The organism is Actinoplanes sp. NPDC051537, from assembly GCF_055586105.1.
The window spans coordinates 161,628-178,420 of the sequence record NZ_JBVJIU010000001.1; the positions used below are offsets into that span (position 1 = coordinate 161,628).

Annotated in this window: 19 protein-coding genes; 7 read left to right on the top strand and 12 right to left on the bottom strand. The window is 69.7% G+C overall.

Annotated features, from left to right (window positions below):
- Positions 1 to 78: 78 nt before the first annotated feature.
- Entirely contained in the window at positions 79 to 276 is a 198-nt protein-coding gene (locus ACZ6TB_RS00710; RefSeq protein WP_465549061.1) for a hypothetical protein, read from the top strand.
- Between the two features lie 80 nt (positions 277 to 356).
- Positions 357 to 1,922, top strand: coding sequence for a GGDEF domain-containing protein (locus tag ACZ6TB_RS00715; protein ID WP_465549063.1), 1,566 nt, complete (start codon positions 357 to 359; stop codon positions 1,920 to 1,922).
- Positions 1,923 to 1,958: 36 nt separating this feature from the next.
- Here the strand turns inward: ACZ6TB_RS00715 and ACZ6TB_RS00720 are convergent, their stop codons facing one another.
- Complete coding sequence (locus tag ACZ6TB_RS00720; RefSeq protein ID WP_465549065.1) at positions 1,959 to 2,603, bottom strand: hypothetical protein; 645 nt, start codon at positions 2,601 to 2,603, stop codon at positions 1,959 to 1,961.
- Between the two features lie 117 nt (positions 2,604 to 2,720).
- Here ACZ6TB_RS00720 and ACZ6TB_RS00725 point away from each other — a divergent pair, with 117 nt between their 5' ends.
- Together ACZ6TB_RS00725 and ACZ6TB_RS00730 are read left to right on the top strand one after the other, a co-directional pair.
- Positions 2,721 to 3,167, top strand: coding sequence for an Hsp20/alpha crystallin family protein (locus ACZ6TB_RS00725; RefSeq protein WP_465549067.1), 447 nt, complete (start codon positions 2,721 to 2,723; stop codon positions 3,165 to 3,167).
- A gap of 30 nt (positions 3,168 to 3,197) precedes the next feature.
- Positions 3,198 to 3,494: a hypothetical protein gene (locus tag ACZ6TB_RS00730; protein ID WP_465549069.1), complete on the top strand. Its 297-nt coding sequence runs from the start codon at positions 3,198 to 3,200 to the stop codon at positions 3,492 to 3,494.
- Positions 3,495 to 3,567: 73 nt separating this feature from the next.
- On the opposite strand, the gene ACZ6TB_RS00735 is transcribed toward ACZ6TB_RS00730, so the two are convergent.
- The 7 genes from ACZ6TB_RS00735 to ACZ6TB_RS00765 all read right to left on the bottom strand — a co-directional run bounded on the left by ACZ6TB_RS00735 (position 3,568) and on the right by ACZ6TB_RS00765 (position 9,373).
- The gene (locus ACZ6TB_RS00735) at positions 3,568 to 5,082 is read right to left on the bottom strand and encodes a two-component system sensor histidine kinase NtrB (protein WP_465549071.1); all 1,515 of its coding nucleotides are present in this window, start codon (positions 5,080 to 5,082) and stop codon (positions 3,568 to 3,570) included.
- A 54-nt stretch (positions 5,083 to 5,136) separates the two neighbouring features.
- A complete protein-coding gene (locus ACZ6TB_RS00740; protein ID WP_465549073.1) occupies positions 5,137 to 5,829 on the bottom strand; it encodes a hypothetical protein in 693 nt (230 codons plus the stop codon).
- Positions 5,830 to 5,892: 63 nt separating this feature from the next.
- The gene (locus ACZ6TB_RS00745; RefSeq protein WP_465549075.1) at positions 5,893 to 6,624 is read right to left on the bottom strand and encodes an ANTAR domain-containing protein; all 732 of its coding nucleotides are present in this window, start codon (positions 6,622 to 6,624) and stop codon (positions 5,893 to 5,895) included.
- 31 nt (positions 6,625 to 6,655) lie between these two features.
- The gene (locus tag ACZ6TB_RS00750) at positions 6,656 to 7,381 is read right to left on the bottom strand and encodes a GAF domain-containing protein (RefSeq protein ID WP_465549077.1); all 726 of its coding nucleotides are present in this window, start codon (positions 7,379 to 7,381) and stop codon (positions 6,656 to 6,658) included.
- 540 nt (positions 7,382 to 7,921) lie between these two features.
- Complete coding sequence (locus ACZ6TB_RS00755) at positions 7,922 to 8,131, bottom strand: hypothetical protein (RefSeq protein ID WP_465549079.1); 210 nt, start codon at positions 8,129 to 8,131, stop codon at positions 7,922 to 7,924.
- Positions 8,132 to 8,238: 107 nt separating this feature from the next.
- On the bottom strand, positions 8,239 to 8,463 hold the full coding sequence (locus ACZ6TB_RS00760; RefSeq protein ID WP_465549081.1) for a hypothetical protein: 225 nt from the start codon (positions 8,461 to 8,463) through the stop codon (positions 8,239 to 8,241).
- Positions 8,464 to 8,545: 82 nt separating this feature from the next.
- Complete coding sequence (locus ACZ6TB_RS00765) at positions 8,546 to 9,373, bottom strand: ATP-binding protein (protein ID WP_465549083.1); 828 nt, start codon at positions 9,371 to 9,373, stop codon at positions 8,546 to 8,548.
- A gap of 343 nt (positions 9,374 to 9,716) precedes the next feature.
- Here ACZ6TB_RS00765 and ACZ6TB_RS00770 point away from each other — a divergent pair, with 343 nt between their 5' ends.
- The gene (locus ACZ6TB_RS00770; protein ID WP_465549085.1) at positions 9,717 to 10,781 is read left to right on the top strand and encodes a fatty acid desaturase family protein; all 1,065 of its coding nucleotides are present in this window, start codon (positions 9,717 to 9,719) and stop codon (positions 10,779 to 10,781) included.
- 65 nt (positions 10,782 to 10,846) lie between these two features.
- Positions 10,847 to 11,608, top strand: a complete 762-nt coding sequence (locus tag ACZ6TB_RS00775) for an aminoglycoside adenylyltransferase domain-containing protein (protein ID WP_465549087.1) — start codon at positions 10,847 to 10,849, stop codon at positions 11,606 to 11,608.
- Positions 11,609 to 11,667: 59 nt separating this feature from the next.
- Here ACZ6TB_RS00775 and ACZ6TB_RS00780 read toward each other — a convergent pair whose 3' ends face one another.
- From ACZ6TB_RS00780 to ACZ6TB_RS00795, 4 genes are all read right to left on the bottom strand, one after another.
- Positions 11,668 to 12,183, bottom strand: coding sequence for a hypothetical protein (locus ACZ6TB_RS00780; RefSeq protein ID WP_465549089.1), 516 nt, complete (start codon positions 12,181 to 12,183; stop codon positions 11,668 to 11,670).
- Positions 12,184 to 12,523: 340 nt separating this feature from the next.
- Positions 12,524 to 12,973, bottom strand: a complete 450-nt coding sequence (locus ACZ6TB_RS00785) for a hypothetical protein (RefSeq protein ID WP_465549090.1) — start codon at positions 12,971 to 12,973, stop codon at positions 12,524 to 12,526.
- Entirely contained in the window at positions 12,970 to 13,851 is an 882-nt protein-coding gene (locus ACZ6TB_RS00790) for a MerR family transcriptional regulator (RefSeq protein ID WP_465549092.1), read from the bottom strand. The genes ACZ6TB_RS00785 and ACZ6TB_RS00790 overlap by 4 nt, the downstream gene beginning before the upstream one ends.
- 3 nt (positions 13,852 to 13,854) lie before the next feature.
- Positions 13,855 to 15,216: an amidase family protein gene (locus ACZ6TB_RS00795; protein ID WP_465549094.1), complete on the bottom strand. Its 1,362-nt coding sequence runs from the start codon at positions 15,214 to 15,216 to the stop codon at positions 13,855 to 13,857.
- 480 nt (positions 15,217 to 15,696) lie between these two features.
- Between ACZ6TB_RS00795 and ACZ6TB_RS00800 the strand changes: the two genes are divergently transcribed.
- Positions 15,697 to 16,746, top strand: coding sequence for a glycoside hydrolase family 11 protein (locus ACZ6TB_RS00800; RefSeq protein WP_465549096.1), 1,050 nt, complete (start codon positions 15,697 to 15,699; stop codon positions 16,744 to 16,746).
- Positions 16,747 to 16,793: the final 47 nt, after the last annotated feature.

A 16,793-nucleotide genomic window follows, 5' to 3' on the forward strand; every position in this document is an offset into this window, starting at 1 on the left:
CGAAAGGCATCTGGGCCGCAACCAGGGTGGCTGATTCTTGCGTTCAGGTCCCCCCCACCTGAGCTACGGAGGAACAGCATGCGCTCCCGAATTTTCTCGACCGTCGCCGCGGTCGCGGCCGGTGTCGCCCTGACCGTCGGCGCGGCCGGCATCGTCGGCTCGGCCCTCGGCAGCGGGCCGGACGGCTCCTCGACCACGCAACAGGCGGCGAAGATCATGGTGGTCAAAGTCCCCGGCTCCCCCGCCACCGTGATCAATCCGTCCGACGGGAACTGATTCCGCCGGAAGTATAAACGTCGGCATGCGGCCGGGCCCGGGTCACCGGTGCCCGGCCGCCGCGCGGAAGGGGCAAGGCAGTGACGACGATCGACGCGCTCACGGAGCGGGCCGCGCTTGCCGAGGTGATCGCGGAGCTGGAGAACCGGTCGGTGTCGCAGTTCCGCACCCTGCACGAGCCGGCGGTCACCGCCGAGCTCCGGGCGGTCGAGCTGGGCGACGACGAGCTGGCGCACCGCGCGATGCTGCTGCAGTGCGGCGTCCGGTTGCGCGAAGGCCGCTCCGCCGAGGGCGGCGCCCTGGCTCTCCGCGTTCTCGACTGGGCGGTCCTGCACGACTGCCCGAACCTCCTCGCCCGCGCCCACCGGGAGATGGCGATCTTCCATCGCCAGATCGGTGACCTGGCGGACGCGCTCCGGCACGCGGTGCAGTGCGTCGCGAACCTCGCCGACAACGCCGCCCCCGCGCTCCGGGCCCGGCACCTCATGTCCTTGGCCGTGGCCCTGGACGACAACGGATCGGCCGGTGAGGCCCAGCGCCGGTTCGACGAGGCGCTCGACCTGGCCACGGCGACCGGCGAGTTCGAGCTCGCGCTCTACATCCTCAACAATGTCGCCTACATCGCCTACGAGAACGACGACGAACCGGGCGCCCGGGCGTTGGTGCGTCGCATGCGGGAGAGCCTGTCGCACTGCGGCCGCTCCTTCACCGCGAACGAGCTGGACACGATGGCCCGAGTCGAGATGATGTCGGGCCGCTACGCCGTGGTCGAGGAACTCCTGGGCACGATCCTGCACGAGAATTCGGCGGTCCGGGGCGACGAGGGCGATGCGCTGGCCGAATGCCTGCTGACCCTGGCCGAGGCGCGCCGGCGGGAAGGTCGTCACGACGCATGCCAGGTCGCCCTGGACGCGGCTTTCGTGATGAGCGAGGAACGTGGGCTCGAGACGGTGCGTATGCGGGCCCACGAGGAGAAGGCGGCGTTGCTCGCGGCCACCGGTCGCTTCGAAGAGGCGTACGGGGAATATCAGACCTTCCATGCCCTCTTCGCCTCCCTGCGCTCGACCCAGCGCGAAGCTCGCGCCCATGCGCTGCACACGGCGTTCGAGGCGACCGAGGCCCGCAAGGACTACGACCGTTTCCGCGAGATGGCCTACCGGGACGCGCTGACCGGGCTCCACAACCGCCGGTACCTCAACGAGAAGCTGCCGGCGATCCTCGGCGCGGCCCGCATCGACCGGCGGCCGGTGTCGCTGGCGATCGTCGACCTCGACCACTTCAAGCGCGTCAACGACACCCTCTCGCACAGCACCGGCGACGCCGTGCTCAAGCAGGTGAGCGTGCTGCTCGCCGAGGCCGCGACCGACGACTCGTCGATGGCCGTCCGCCTGGGCGGTGAGGAGTTCGTGCTGATCCTGACCGGCTTCGACGCGAGCGAGGCACACCGGCGCTGCGAGAGCCTGCGGCGGCACATCGAGTCGTACGCCTGGGGGCCGATAACCGGCGATCTCACCGTGACCACCAGCATCGGCGTCGCGACGTCCCCGTGCGGCGACGACACCATGGCCGGCCTGCTCGCCCGCGCCGACGAGAACCTGTACGCCGCCAAGCGCGGCGGCCGCAACCAGATCGTGGCGAGCAGCTAGCGACGTGCTCCGATGTGGACGGTGAGGCGCTGCGGCTCAGGGCGTTTCCCCGCTGCGGCGCGGGGATTGCCGGCGGATCTGGTCGGCGCGGGTGGTGATGGTGTCGATCTGGGCGGCCAGGTCGGGATGGCCGGGCAGGTGTTGGTGGGTCGCCGCGAGGAGCTCGGGCAGGGCGGTCGCGTCGGCGTCGCCGAGGGCTTGAAGCAGATGCGCGAGGTCGCCGGTGGCGGCCTCGCCGAGATCGGTCAGCGCGGTGATCTGGCCGGCGAGCCGGCGTAGGTCGGCGGTGTTGTCGTTGGCCCATCGGTCGACGGCGCGGTTGCCGGCCCGGCGGTCGCGTTCGGCCTGGACCCGGTCGTCGCGGGTGCCGCCCGGTTCGCCGGTGGCGGCCGCGGCACTGCGCAGGTAGCGCCGCTCGGCGGCCTGGCGACTGGCTACCCCCAGTGCGGGTGCAAGCGCTTGCCAGGGGACTCCGGCGGCGCGGGCGGCGGCGATCAGAACCGGCTCGAGGCGGGCCAGCTCGGTTTGGGCCCAACGCAGCAGCACCAGAGTGTCGAGCAGTTCGGCGCCGGTCACCGGCCGCCCATCGGCGTCGGGCTGCTGAACGGTGTGCACGGTGGCGGCGATCGCGGCGGCGACCACGCCGAGATCATGTTCCTCGGGGGCAGACGAGTCGGGCACTCATCCTCGCTTCCCGTCATCTTTTAGATGACGAAGGACTTGTCATCGTTCCGACGACATGTTAGAACCAACTTATCGCGCATTGACTGCCCAGTCGAGACCGCAGGAGGTGGAACCATGTTGATGCGCAGCGAACCCTTCACCGAGGTCAACCGGCTCGCCCAGCAGCTGTTCGGCGTTCCGGCCACCGGAACCTGGTCACGCCCGACGGCGATGCCCGCCGACGCGATCCGCAACGGCGACGAGTTCGTCATCGCGTTCGACCTTCCCGGTGTCGATGCCGACGCGATCGACATCGACGTGGAACGCGACGTGCTGACCGTCCGCGCCGAGCGCCGCCCCATCGAGCTGGGCGAGCAGGCGACGGTGCAGCTGAGCGAACGCCCGCTCGGGGTGTTCTCCCGGCAGTTGTTCCTCGGCGACGCCCTGGACACCGACCGCATCGACGCCGCGTACAACAACGGCGTGCTGGTCCTGCGGATCCCGATCGCCGAGCGGGCCAAGCCCCGCAAGATCGCCGTGACCGGATCCCAGGACGCCGAGCAGAAGGTGATCACCGGCTGACCTCGCCGGATGTGACGGGTGGTGACCGACATGATCAGCAACCTCGTAGTACTGGCGGGCACCGCGTTGTCCCCGGAATGGGACCGCGGGTTCGACGAAGAGTTCACCGAACTCATCTGCGGCGACCCCGACCTGGTTCGCGCCGAGTTCGACGCCCTCATCGGCGCCAGCTTCGACGATCCTCCCCCGCCGCCGGCGCCACCCGCCCCGTCCGCCGCCCGGCCGGCACCCTCCCCTCCGCCACCCGGCCGGTCGCCGGCTCCGGCCGCCCGGGACGACGGATGCCGGCCGGGCGCCGCCGGCAACGACCAACGATCGCCGCCTTGACGCGCGCACCGCTGGGGAAGGGCCGCGCCGCGCATGGACCGGCGTTCGGAGGTCAGGTCTCGATCGCCGTTTCCTAGCCACCGGACGCACGGGGCGCCATGGGCAGCCGGGCTTCCGTGCCGGCGTCGGCCGATCGGCTCGCCAGTGGCAGGAGTATCCGGAAGGTCGTGCCGACGCCGACGGCCGATTGGACATCGATCTGGCCGCCGGCGTCGCTCACGATGCCGTAAACGGTGGCGAGCCCGAGCCCGGTGCCGTGGTCGGCCGGTTTCGTGGTGAAGAACGGTTCGAACAGCCGCTCTCGCACCTCGGCCGTCATGCCGGTACCGGTGTCGCCGACGGTCAGCCGGGCGTACGGGCCCGGTGGGACCGGAACGGATGGATCCTCGCCGACGTCGGCGACATCGGTCCGCACCGTCACCACCCCGCCGTCCGGCATCGCGTCGCGGGCGTTGATGACGAGGTTCATCAGAATCTGGTCGAGCCGGCCACGGTTGGCACGGACCGGAACACCGCCGCCGTGCGTGCGGCAGTCAAGCGTGACGCCGCCGCCGATGGTCCGGCCGAGCAACTCGCCCGCTTCGACGACGACGTCGTTGAGGTCGACCGTCTCGACCTGGGTCGGCTCCCGCTTGGCAAAGAGCAGCAGTTGAGCGGTGAGCGAGCGGGCCCGGTCGGCGGCGCAGCGAATCCGGGCGACGTCGGCGGCTGCCTCGCCGGAGGTGTCGTCGGCGAGTAGTTCGGCGCAGTTGAGGATGATGGCGAGCAGGTTGTTGAAGTCGTGCGCGACGCCACCGGCGAGTTGGCCGAGGCTTTCCAGCCGCGCGGCGCGCGCCGACCGTTCTTGGGCCGCCCTCTCGAAAGCCTCGCGCCGCTTCCGGTCGGTGACGTCGCGTTCGGTGGCCGCGGCCCCCACGACGTGGCCGCGCTCGTCGCGGATCGGGGAGACGATGACCGACACGGTGACCGCCGTGCCGTCCCGGCGAATCCGCCGCGCCTCGTCCCGGCGGATCTGCCGGCCGGCCGCCAGCTCGGTCAGGGCCTGGTCCAGAGCCTCGGCACGGTCCTCGTCGAGAAGGCCGCTGACCGGCCGGCCGATCATCTGATCGGCCGGATAACCGTAGATCTTCTCCGCTCCGGTGTTCCAGGCGGTGATCCGGCCGTCGAGAGTGCTCGCGATGATCGCGTCGGACGACTGCTCGACGATCGCGGCGAGCATCTCCCGTTCTCGCGCCGCCTCGGCGGTCACCGTCAGCAGCCTCGCGAGATGCCGGGCGATCGCCCAGCCGATCGCCGTGGCGCCGAGCACCACGAGCAGGCGCAGAATCTGGTCCGTCGTTCCCAGCAGGCCCTGCGCGGACGAGACGAGAAATGCCGCAGCGAATGCGCAGCCCCCCACGGCCAGCACCCCGCGCGGATCGCCCGAGGCCGCCGCGAGCGCCGGCCCGAGCGCAACCATGCCGAACATGAGCTTCCGCGGTGGTGCGACGGCCGATACCGCGCCGAGGACGGCGACCAGGAGGAGGGACACAACGACATAGAGCCTGGTCCCCTTGCGCGCGCCGGCCGCCAGATCACGAAGTTTCATCAAGGCGACCTTTCCCGCGCCCGCGCCAGTGCGGTTCAGCCGGATATCGGTAGGTTAGCCCAACTTCCGACCTTTCATACCGGCGTTGATCGCCTGACCTTTGCCCGCCGCCGAGGCCGCGTGGTGTGGTGCCGGGTGGCCGGCTCCCTGGCATCCCGCCTCGTTGCCGTCACAGGGGACGAGCACCACGGCGTGGAAGTCACCGTTCGGCAGTCGTCCCGTTCCCGCGATCTCGCCTCGATCGTTGATCGTTTCGCCGTCCATCAGGGTCAGGTCGGGCCCGCCGAGGGTTCCGAGGTCCCGCATGACGCCGTTTTCCCAGATGGACGGGCGCGACTGCGTCGGCCAGCCGAACCACGAATACGGGTCGGGTGTCGTGTTGGCCGAAACGCCGACGATCTGGCCGCGTTCGTTGATGTCGGTCGCCAGACCGAACCTTCCGCCCAGCGATCCGAGCGCCGCGATGCGGCCGGTACTGCTCCACCGGACGGCGACATCCTCGCGGACGCCGCTGTCCGAACGCCCGACGACGACGTCCTGATCGTTGACGACGTTGGCGATGCTGTTGCGCCCGCCGGGCAGCGGGCCCAAATCGGTCAGCACGCCTTTCCGCCAGCGGAATGCGTGATAGGTAAAGCCTTCGTCGGTGTCGTCCGGAATAGCGGTGTCGGCGAAGCCGACGACCGTTCCCCGATTGTTGATGTACGGGAACTCCTGAGTTTCCGCCCTGTTGGGGCCCAACGGCATTCGTCGATGAGAAACGCAGAGCCCGACGTTCGGAGCGGAAGAAATTGCGTCCGTACGGGTGACTCAGCGCCGGTAAAGCTCGGGGAGGCTGGTCAGGTCGGTGACGATCGTCTGGGCGAGGTCGATCAGCCGCAGGTTGTGGCTGCGGGCGTACGAGCGGATGAGGGTGAACGCCTCGTCGACGCTGACGGCTCGTACCTGAGCTATCGCGCCCTTGGCCTGTTCGATCACGATGCGGCTGTTGAGGGCGCCCTGCAACTGCTCGGTGAGTGCCTCGCCGCGGCGGATCGCGCGCTCCTGCAGCAGGCCGATCGTGGCCACGTCCGCGAGCGCCTGGATGACCGGCACCTCGCCTTCGGCCAACTTGCCACCGCTGGTCGCACCGAAGACGTTCAACGCGCCGATCACCTGTTCCCGCAGCCGCAAGGGGAAGGCGTGCACGGAGAGGAACCCGGCTTCGGCGGCCCGCGGAGCGAACAGGGGCCATCGGCCGGCGGCCTTGCCCAGATCCACGTTGATCACCGGCTGGCCGGTGCGGAACGCCTCGAGGCAGGGGCCTTCCTGGTTCTGCAGCTGGAACAGCTCGACCAGCCGTACGTTCTCGTCGGACCCGGCCATGAACTCCAGCCGGCCGCGCTGGTCGGCCAGCATCAGGCCCACCGCCGCGGCGCCCACCAGACCGGCCGCCCGCTCGGTCAGCATGTGCAGGAACTCGAGCAGGTCGAACTCGTCGACGAGGGTGTCGGCGACCTCCACGAAGATCGTGGCCAACCGCTCAGCCGAAACGGTCGTCATGCCTGCCTCCCGGCGTTCTCGGTCGTCGACATCACGTCGCGTCCTGGTCGAGCGTGAGCCTGCGATCGACGATGTCGCGGGCGACGTCGTCGAGTCGCCGGTTCGTGGCGAACGCGTACGCTCGCATCCGCATCATCGCCTCGCTCAGTGTGATCCCCAGCTGCGCCATGATCATCCCCTGCGCCTGGAACAACTGTGCGCGGTTCCCGACGTCCAGCACAAGCCCGTCCGGGTCCCCCCGCCGGCTCAGGTCCGCCTGCCGGTCGAGCAGCACCTCGACGATGACGTCCGCAAACAGAAGAGCGGTCCTGAGCTCCGCCTCGCTGAGCGAGCCCGGCCGTCGGCGGAAGACGTCCATGACACCGAGCCGGGCCGCGCCGACCTGCAACGGGAAGGCGAAAACGGCCCGGATCCCATCCTCGTGAACGGCGGGCGCATAGACCGGCCACCGGGCCCGGGCATGATCCGACAGGTCGGCGATCAGTACCGGGCGCCGGGCCCCGAACGCGTCGATGCACGGGCCCTCCCCGAGGGTGAACTGCAGCTCCTCGAACCGCTCGCTGACCGCATCCGAGGCGACGGAAAAGCCGCGCAACCCGGAATCGGTCATCACGCTGATGCCCACCCCGGAGGCCACCAGCTCGCCCGCGCCGACCCGGCACACCCGTCCCAACAGGTCGACGAGGTTCTCCGCGGCGCCGGGGGCCGAGGCGATGAGCCGCCTGATCACGGCGCGGTCGGCCGCGCCGCCGGTCACCACGACGACCGGTCTCGGTGACCTCCGGCATCACGCAACGGCGATGGGCACACCGGTCCGCGCATGGCCGCACCTCTCCATCAGGCACCGCCGGGGACCAGGGCTGGTTGCGAGAGCTGACGGTATCACCGTACCCGAACATCAGCGCGCCCGGCCGAGTGAGCATTCCTTGGCAACCAAGTCAGCGGTTTCGATCGATGAATGCGTGCTATTGTCGCCGGGGGAACTCGAAATCCCGTCGACGCAGTCCTGCCTGATGAGTGTGCGACCGCATAGGGAATTGTCACTTTACGCGGACTCCGGCCGGCGATCGCTCTTTCCGGCGAGTTTGCCCGGTCGACGGAGCTTCTGCTCTTTCGAGGCCGCACGCATCAGCGTGGACCGCTCAGCGCTGCTTGGTTCTCGGTGCGCCGTCTTCGCGGGAACAATGCCGCGATATTTCGTTCCCTACCGCTCCGGCCGCGGCGGATCGACTGGTTCAGCGATCCGCCGTGGTCGGGATTCGATATCGAGAAACGAGCAACGAGAAAATTGATCATTTCAAAGCATCTGATCGTCGCCGAGCTTCGCCGCCGCGGAGAAGAGCGGCGTGCGGAATTCGTGGACCGGCAGCTTCCCGCCGAGATCGATTCCCGGCGGCACGGCGGGTTGCTGGCCACGCTCCGGCTCGACCTGCAGGATTTCGTAGCGTTGGAGCAGGGTGACCGCCAGGTGGACCGCGACCCGGGTGAAGGCGACGCTGAGCGCCACGCATCGCCCTGACCAGGTCGTCGGCCGCGGTGTGATCGCTCGCCCGCGGTCCGCGCGAACGGCATGCGAACCACCAGACGCCGCGAGTCCCTAGCTGCGGGCGCCGGTCACAACACGGCACCGCGTGGTGCGATCTCGATCGCGGCGACGCCCCGGCCGAAGAGCACGACCACGCGATCACCGTGTTCGGTGCGCAGCACTCCGGAGTCCCGTGCCAGCGTGGAGGTCACATGTTCCACCAGCGCGTCCTCATCGGAGATGTCGGGTCTGTCGTAGGTGAGGTCCATGCGGTCGCCGCCGATGAGCCGGACGCGCAATACCGTGGTCGCCATGGCGCACACGCTAGTCCAGAGCGGCGTTCGCCATCGGGCGCGTGGATCGTCCGGCGGGGCCCGGGGCTCGCCGAACCTGTGGCTACGCCGGCGAGATCGGGGCCACGGTCGCCCAGACAACCTTGCCACCGCGCGCCGGCATGGCGCCCCACGCGGCAGCAACGGCGTGCACCAGCCTGAGGCCCCGGCCTCGCTCACCGACATAGGCCCCTCCGGCGGCCGGTGGCTTACCGTTCAGGCGCGGAAACACGGTGGCGCCGTCCAGGACCGCCAGATGCAGCCAGTCCGCATCGGTCGACACGGTGACCACGAAGTCGGTGCGGGCATGTTCCACGGAGTTGGCCGCCAGCTCGGAAACGATCAGCTGGGCATCCTGCACCTGCGTCAGGCGCCAGGCGTCGCATGCCTCCGCCACGAGATCGCGTGCCGCGCGCACGGACGCCGGCCGCGGTTGGAGGCGTATCTGAAGGCGGCGGTCGGGTGACGACCACCGGGCGCTCGCCATGCGCGCCTCGGGCAGCGTGGCGAACACCGGCAGGTGCGGCTCGTCCAGCTGCCGTAGCCGGGTGTCCAGCACCGTCGCCGTGGGCAGGCACAGCGATAACCGAACCGGCGCCGGACCTCGTTGCGCCTCCCGCGACGCCGCCGACCAGAACCGCGTGCTCAGCCCGGCCGGGTCGAGCATGCTGTGCAGATCGATGATGAAGGCCGTCGGCGGCCCGGCCCGGCACAGCCGCAAGCCGGCGGCCACCTGGTTACCGAGCTGGTCCGACCACTGACCGCGCACCGTCATCTCCACCACCGCCGTGCTGGCATCGGAGATGATCCCCACCGCTATCCCGAAGCCGTTCGTGCCGGCAGAGATCAAGTACGGGGATTGCGACAACCGGGCTTGGCCGCCGGTGCTCACGGCGCGGTCACGATCGACCGCCGGCGCGGATAGGCGCCGTCGACGTCCGACAGGGGTGGGACGCGTGGCGTAGCGCGATCACGGCTGCTCCAGAGGCACCTAGCAGATGTGGTGAGCCACCGGGGTCTAGGGCAGCAGCGGACGGCGAGGTAACACCGTCTGTCCTGCGAACGCTACACCGATCCGCGGCCGGTCGCTCACCTCAGAAGTGTCACCCGCGTGGATGGCGACCACGCCCGGCGTCGGCGTCCGCGACGACGATCAGCGGGTAACCTGGGTGGCGAGACGTTCGCCCGAGACCCCGGCGGCAAGCAATTGTCGTCGCGGTCCACCGGGAGCGAACATGCCAACCACAGATGCGTCCACCGCAATGCCCCGCAGCGACCCGCCGAGCACGGCGTCCGGGTCGCGCGGCAGTGCCTACGCCGAGCTCTCCCGCCAGGTCAAGCAGGCCGGCCTGCTGGATCGGCGACCCGGCTTCTACGCCTGGCACGCCACGCTGCTGCTCGCCTTCTGCGCGGCGGCCGCGGTCGCGTTCTTCACCGTCGGCGACTCCTGGTGGCAGCTCACCGTGGCGGCCTTCCTCGCGATCCTCTCGACTCAGCTCGGCTTCTTCGGCCACGACGCCGGACATCGGCAGATCGCCATCTCCGGCCGGACCAACGACCTGATCGGCACGCTGCTGGCCTGCCTCGGGGTGGGGTTCAGCTACCGGTGGTGGGTCGGCAAGCACAGCCGCCACCATGCCCACCCCAACGACCAGGAGAGGGACCCCGATGTCGGCCCCGGCGCGCTGGTGTTCTCCACCGGTCAGCTGCTGCACAGCCGTCGCGCAGCCCGCGCGTACTACCGCTATCAGGCATGGATGTTCTTTCCCCTGCTGCTCCTGGAGGCGGTCAATCTCCGAGTGTCCAGCGTCCGTCATCTGATCGCCGACCGCCGTCACGGTGTGGCCGAGGGCCTGCTCATCGCGACGCACCTCGGCGTCTACATCAGCACCGTCTTCTTCGTGTTGTCCCCACTCAAGGCGGCCGTCTTCATCGCCGTACACCAGTGCTTGTTCGGCCTTTATCTGGGTTGTTCGTTCGCCCCGAACCACAAGGGCATGCCCACGCTGAGCGCCGACGAGGCGGCCGACTACCTGCGACGACAAGTCCTCACCGCCCGCAACGTCCGTGGGCATTGGGCAACCGATTTCGCTCTGGGCGGCCTGAACTATCAGATCGAGCACCACCTGTTCCCGTCCATGCCCCGCCCGAACTTGCGGCATGCCAAGAGCGTCGTCGAGAACTTCTGCGGCGCCCACCAGGTCACCTACCTGGAAACCAGCCTCATCACCTCGTACGCGCAGGCGCTGCGCCACCTCGACACCGTCGGCCGAGCCCCGCGAGCCGAACCGTCGTCGTGAGGCCGGGGACGGTCAGTCCCAGCCGACGAGGGCCCTGTCGTGCCGGGATCTGGTAGAACGGCCGGATGCCCGGCCCTGCGGAACTGCGCGCCGTGACCGCCGCCCAGCGACTGGCCCACCTGATGGCCGACGCCGTCGGTGCCGAGATGCGGTCGGTGATGCTGCACGGCTCGTTGTCGGCCGGTGGTTTCCGTCCCGGGCAAAGCGACATCGACCTGCTGGCCGTGGTGGACGGCGGCCTGGCCGATGTGCAGGCGACAGCCGTCGAGCGCCTGGTCCGCCGAGCGGATATCGGGGGTGCGGCCGGTATCGACCTGGATGTGGTGACGGCCGACGTGGCTGACCGGCCGAGCCGGGCGCCCTCGCTTGAGCTGCACCTGAGCCGGCGCGACCGGCCGTCGGTCGAAATCGAGGCCGAACGGCAGGTGGCGAGCGCACCGGACCTGCTCGCCGAGCTGTCCATGGCCCGCGCGCACGGACGCGCCCTGGTCGGCGCCGCGCCACATGACGTGATCGCACCCGTCCCCGCCGACTGGATCGTCGAGCGCGGGCGGCACTGGCTGAAGACGTGGCGATCACGCACCGACGACTCCCGGCACGCCGCCTTCATGGTTCTCACCACCTGCCGCATCTGGCGGTTCGCCGTGGATCAGGTGCACTGCCCGAAGGCACAGGCCGCGCGGTGGGCGCTGGACCGAGATGCCTCGCTGCTGGTGGTACGGCAGGCGCTGCGGCAGTACCAGCAGGACTCGGCGGTCGTCGTCGACGAGCACGGCATCGCCGACCTGCTCGAAGTGGTGTTGCACGAGACTTCCCGGACGCGCTGACCAGCCCGACCACCACCGCGGCCGTACGCAACGCGCATTCGATCGTCCCGGAGGGGCGGTCAGAGCCACATGAAATACTCTGCGTCGATGGCCGAGCAGCCGACCACGACCGGGTAGGCGCGGTAGGCCGGGACGTCCTGCCGGTACAGGCAGGCCTTTTTGTAGACGTTCCTCAGGAGGTTGTAGCCGCTGCCGTTGTCGATGGGTTCCCATTGCTGCTTGGGCATGTCGGGCCGGCACAGTTCGGCGTACACGCTGTTGGCGTCCCAGTTCGGGGCGGACAGGCACCAGAGGCCGTTGGGGTCCCACCGGTTGTTGACGACGAGGTAGTTGCCGCCGCCGATGTATTCGAAGCGCCATTGGTTGCTGGCGCCGGCCGCATCGCAGTATCCCCAGTCAGCGAACCGGACTGAGGTGGTCGCCGCGTCGCCGTTGAACACCTGGTAGAGGCAGGCCCAGGAGCTTCCGTGGAAAATCTTCACCGCTGGGACGGCGGCCGCCGCCGGTGACGTCACCACGGCGCTGCCGGCCAGCAGCAGCAGTGTCGCGGCGACGTACCTGAGTAATGTCCTCATTGCACTCTCCCCGTGAATTGACAACTGTCTTCTCAGGAGAGCGGACGCGTGCGGTCGCGGCCAGGTTTACGACGGCTACCCGACTGTTGGGCATGATGGGCGGATGGATCGGCGGAATCAGCGCCGAGTGGATGCCCGGACGGGCAGGTGGTGGCCGGGTCACCCGACAGGTAGCCGGCGACGTTTGGATTCGCGAGATCCAGCTTGATTCCGCCCAGGCAGAGATGGATGGCCGCGGTCTCGACGCCGGGTGGGTGAGCAGACGCGCCGAGACCATGGAAGCGGCCGGCCCGAACAGGGCAAGGCGTGCGGCTCGGCCCGTGCGGGCCGAGCCGACTTGTCATGCCCGGGTGAATTCCATGACCCAGTTGGATTCCCAGGTCTGTCCGCCGTCGGCGGAGAATTCCTGTTCCCACCGGGCCGCGGTGGATGTGATGTCGCTCCAGATGAAGTGCGCCTTGATCGGCCGGCCGTCGTGCGTGTCGTCGCCGTAGAAATCGCCGCGGCCGTCGGTGAAGGTGCCCACGACCGGTGGATAGAGCAGGCCGGTGCGGCTGCTTGCCCAGTAGAGGGACCATTCCTTGTGTTCGAGGTCGAACAGGCGCAGGGTGAAGCCGCGGGTGCCGAGCGTCGGGAAGATGATCTCGTCGGTATTGCCGCCGCCGCCGAAGATCGGCTGGCAGATCGTGGTGCCGGGGAAGGTCTCCCAGTCGGCGCTGCCGGCGAACAGCACCTTGAGCCGGCGGTTGACCACGTTCCACGAGCCGATGAGGAAGTCGAAGTCGTTCATGCCGGCGATCGTGGCACCACATCCCTGACACCTTCTGTCAGTGAGGCTGCCGGTGAAGCTTCGGCGATGGGTTCCTGAAGCTCGGTGACCCATTGCGTGGGGTCGGCGGGGCATTCCAGGTAGAGCTCCCTGGACCGGCTGCCCGAGCGGTAGCCGTTGGCGTCGATCCACCGGCCGAGGGCCTGCCAGGCGGGTAGCACCTGGTCCATGGATCCGCGATGGACCAGGGTGGCGTGATCGGCGGCGGGGAGATCGGTTATCGAGAGGCCGTTGAGGTCCGCGCCGTATTCGGCGGCGATCGGCACGGCAGCGTGCACGAGGACCGCCCCGTCCCCGCCGGGAGCTGTCTCGTAGTAGCAGGTGAGTCGTCCCGCCGGTGTCACCTGCGCCGCGGCCAGGCGGCGGCCCAGCTCGGCGCAGAGCGGGTGGACGACCGGGCCGATGTCGTCGGGGTGGAAACTGCCGGCGGTGTCGACAAGCTCGGCCATCCGCGTTGCGGGCAGGCGCTTGACCACCACCTCGTGAGCGGGCAGCCGGCCGTCGAGGTCGATCGCGCGGAGCCTGGCCTCGATCTGAGCAAGCCGCTGGGCGCCCGCCGCGAGAGCGATCTGCTGGTCGGCCCGGCGCAGCGCGAGCATGCCGCGTACCTGCTCCGGGCTGATCCGGTCGCCCAGCATCGGCCGGACCTGCTCCAGGGTGAAGCCGAGGTCCTTGAGCGCGACGATGCGGTTGAGCTCGGCGAGCTGCGCCGCTCGATAGCTGCGGTAACCGGTCGCCGGGTCGACGTGTGCCGGACGCAGCAGGCCGATCGCGTCGTAATGGCGCAGCATGCGCACCGACACCCGGCCGAGCCGGGCGAAGTCCCCGATGGCGAACACGACTCATCCTGCCACGGGCGGCGCCGTGAATCCGCCAAGGACCTCGGCGGCCAGCTCGGCGAAGGTGATCGGGGTGTCGTCCTCGTGCGGGGGCCCGATGATCTGGGCGCCGACCGGCAACCCGCGCGGGGTGCGGCCGATCGGTGCGCTCACCGCGGGCAGGCCGGTCAATGAGGCGTACGCGATCCAGAAGGCCAGCTGGTGGTGGAGGCGCTCGCCGTCCGTGTTCCCGGGGTGCGGAAACGCCGCGGTGAACGTGGCCGGGCACAGGAACACATCGACGTCCGCGAAATAGCGCTGCCACGCGGCGCGGGCGGTCATCCGGCGGTCGTGCTGCTCGACCACCTGCGGCAGGGTGGCGAAGGTGGCGTCGCCGCCGTGGAAAGCGAGGAACTGCGCCACCTCGAACCCGAACGACTGGGCCTGACCGACCGGGTCGACCTCTTCCGGCCAGCCGCCAACGATCGTCACGCCGGCCCGGGCGAGCTCGTCCACCGCGTCCGACAAGGCGCGCCCGACGTCCGCGGTCACCGCGGCACGGTCATGGTCGAGCACCACACCGACGCGGAAGTCGGCCAGCCGGGTGTGTCGCGGCGGGGCCGGCCGCCAGGTGTAGGCCAGGGCGTCCGGCTCCTCGGGTCCGGCGGTAGCGCGCAGCGCCGTGCGCAGGTCGCCGGCCGATCGGGCCAGCGGCCCCACCGCGGACAGGTGAGCCATGCCGGAGGCGCCAAGGGGCGGGCCCGGTGGCTGGAAACCGCTCAACGGAATGACGCCGGCACTGGGCTTGAGGCCGTACACCCCGCAGAAGGCGGCCGGTATGCGGATGGATCCGGCAAGGTCCGAGCCGTACTCCAGAAAGGCGAGGCCCGCGGCCACCGACGCCGCTCCCCCGCCGGTCGAGCCGCCGGGTGTACGGGTGGGATCCCACGGGTTCACGGTCCGGCCGTACAGCTCGTTGGCGGTCTGCGTAACGTCGGCGAGCATCGGCGGCACATTCGTCGTGCCGAGCACCACCGCGCCGGCCTCCCGCAGCCGCCGCACCACCACGGCGTCCCGGCCGGCCACATGGCCGGCGAAGAGCGGGCTGCCCCACGTGCTCCGCATCCCGGCCACCGGGAAAGCCTCCTTGATCGTCATCGGCACCCCGTGCAGCGGGCCGGCCGGCTCTCCTCGCGCGGCGGCTCGATCGGCCGCCGCCCCCGCATCCAGCGCCGCCGCGCGGCAGGTTTCCACCACCGCGTTCACCGCCGGATTGATCGCCTCGATACGGTCCAGCGCCATCTCCGCCAACTCGCGCGCGGACAAGCGGCCGGCGCGCATCAACGCCGCGACGTCGGTCGCGGTCCGGAAATACAGATCAGTCATGCCGCCGGTCTAGGGTCTGCCACGGTGTCAGGGTCAAGGCCCGGCCGCGCCGACATCGGGCTTCGGACGCGGCCGACGACCACGCCGAAGCCATCGCCCGACGCCCGGAAGTTTCGGAACTCGAGAACTTCGCATCGACCGCGAGCGCCGGAGCCGACAAGCGCAGTGGCCACTTCGGCAGCTTCAAACAGCATCAGAACGGGTCTTTTCCGGACGAAGTCATTCGTAGAAACTTCCGCAAGCTTCCGGTAATTGTTGACACGTGAGTGCCCGCCAGCTCATGATGTCGCCACCGGCAGTTCGACCACCGTCGATTGGATCGTCCACCGCGATCCGGCTCCCCCGGCCCGTCGACCGACACGGCCGGCGAACCCGCACCTGGTGCGACACCGGCGCGCCCCGCCGTCACCCAGGTCGCGGCCCGGCGGGTCACGTCGTGCTGCCGGCCCGTCCTCGCAGTCCTTCCGAAAGGGAGTCCGCATGAACGACACGTCCGCTCGACCGGCCGGTCGCCGGCGCCGCCGCACGCGACTGTTCATCGGCATGGCCAGTGCCGTGGCGATGGCCGTGACCTCGGTGGCCGCCGCCGGCGCCGCCCACGCCGAGGCCGACCGCACGATCACCTCGAACTCGACCGGCACCCACAACGGCTACTTCTACTCGTACTGGAAAGACAACGGCAACGTCACCATGAACCTGGGCGCCGGCGGCAGCTACAGCGTCCAGATGAACAGCATCAACAACTCGGTCGTCGGCAAGGGCTGGAACCCGGGCTCCACCAGCCACACGGTGAACTACTCCGGGTCCTTCAACTGCGGGGGCAACTGCTACCTGGCCCTGTACGGCTGGATGACCAACCCGCTCGTCGAGTACTACATCGTCGACAACTTCGGCTCCTACAACCCGAGCACCGGCGCCACCCGGCTGGGCTCGGTGACCTCCGACGGCAGCACCTACGACCTGTACCGCACCCAGCGGGTCAACCAGCCCTCCATCCAGGGCACGGCCACGTTCTACCAGTACTGGAGCGTCCGGCAGCAGCACCGCACCGGCGGCACGATCACCGTGGCCAACCACTTCAACGCCTGGCGGCAGGCCGGCCTGCAGCTGGGCAGCCCGAACTATCAGATCCTCGCCACCGAGGGCTACCAGAGCAACGTCAGCTCCAACATCACCGTGAGCGAGGGCTCCGGCGGTGGCACCGGAGGTGGCGGCACGGGCGGTGGCGGCACCGGCGGTGGCGGCACCGGCGGTGGCGGCACGGGCGGCTGCACCGCGACGTTGTCCGCCGGACAGAAGTGGAGCGACCGGTACAACCTCAACGTGGCGGTCTCCGGCTCCAGCAACTGGACCGTGACGATGAACCTCCCCGCCCCCGAGACGGTCAGCTCCACCTGGAACGTCAGCGCCAACTGGCCAAGCCAGTACGTGATGGTCGCCAAACCGAACGGCAGCGGCAACAACTTCGGTGTCACGATCATGGCCAACGGCACCTGGACCTGGCCAACGGTCTCCTGCAGCGCCGGCTGACCACCGCTGACCCGGCACCCTGACCCCGGCGCGGCAGTCTCGGCCGC

Excerpts from the sequence above, each read along its gene's own strand:
- ACZ6TB_RS00710 (WP_465549061.1), top strand. The coding sequence starts at position 79 with ATGCGCTCCCGAATTTTCTCGACCGTCGCCGCGGTCGCGGCCGGTGTC.
- ACZ6TB_RS00725 (WP_465549067.1), top strand. The coding sequence starts at position 2,721 with ATGTTGATGCGCAGCGAACCCTTCACCGAGGTCAACCGGCTCGCCCAG.
- ACZ6TB_RS00730 (WP_465549069.1), top strand. The coding sequence starts at position 3,198 with ATGATCAGCAACCTCGTAGTACTGGCGGGCACCGCGTTGTCCCCGGAA.
- ACZ6TB_RS00735 (WP_465549071.1), bottom strand. The coding sequence starts at position 5,082 with ATGAAACTTCGTGATCTGGCGGCCGGCGCGCGCAAGGGGACCAGGCTC.
- ACZ6TB_RS00740 (WP_465549073.1), bottom strand. The coding sequence starts at position 5,829 with ATGCCGTTGGGCCCCAACAGGGCGGAAACTCAGGAGTTCCCGTACATC.
- ACZ6TB_RS00745 (WP_465549075.1), bottom strand. The coding sequence starts at position 6,624 with ATGACGACCGTTTCGGCTGAGCGGTTGGCCACGATCTTCGTGGAGGTC.
- ACZ6TB_RS00760 (WP_465549081.1), bottom strand. The coding sequence starts at position 8,463 with ATGGCGACCACGGTATTGCGCGTCCGGCTCATCGGCGGCGACCGCATG.
- ACZ6TB_RS00770 (WP_465549085.1), top strand. The coding sequence starts at position 9,717 with ATGCCAACCACAGATGCGTCCACCGCAATGCCCCGCAGCGACCCGCCG.
- ACZ6TB_RS00775 (WP_465549087.1), top strand. The coding sequence starts at position 10,847 with ATGCCCGGCCCTGCGGAACTGCGCGCCGTGACCGCCGCCCAGCGACTG.
- ACZ6TB_RS00780 (WP_465549089.1), bottom strand. The coding sequence starts at position 12,183 with ATGAGGACATTACTCAGGTACGTCGCCGCGACACTGCTGCTGCTGGCC.
- ACZ6TB_RS00785 (WP_465549090.1), bottom strand. The coding sequence starts at position 12,973 with ATGAACGACTTCGACTTCCTCATCGGCTCGTGGAACGTGGTCAACCGC.
- ACZ6TB_RS00795 (WP_465549094.1), bottom strand. The coding sequence starts at position 15,216 with ATGACTGATCTGTATTTCCGGACCGCGACCGACGTCGCGGCGTTGATG.
- ACZ6TB_RS00800 (WP_465549096.1), top strand. The coding sequence starts at position 15,697 with ATGAACGACACGTCCGCTCGACCGGCCGGTCGCCGGCGCCGCCGCACG.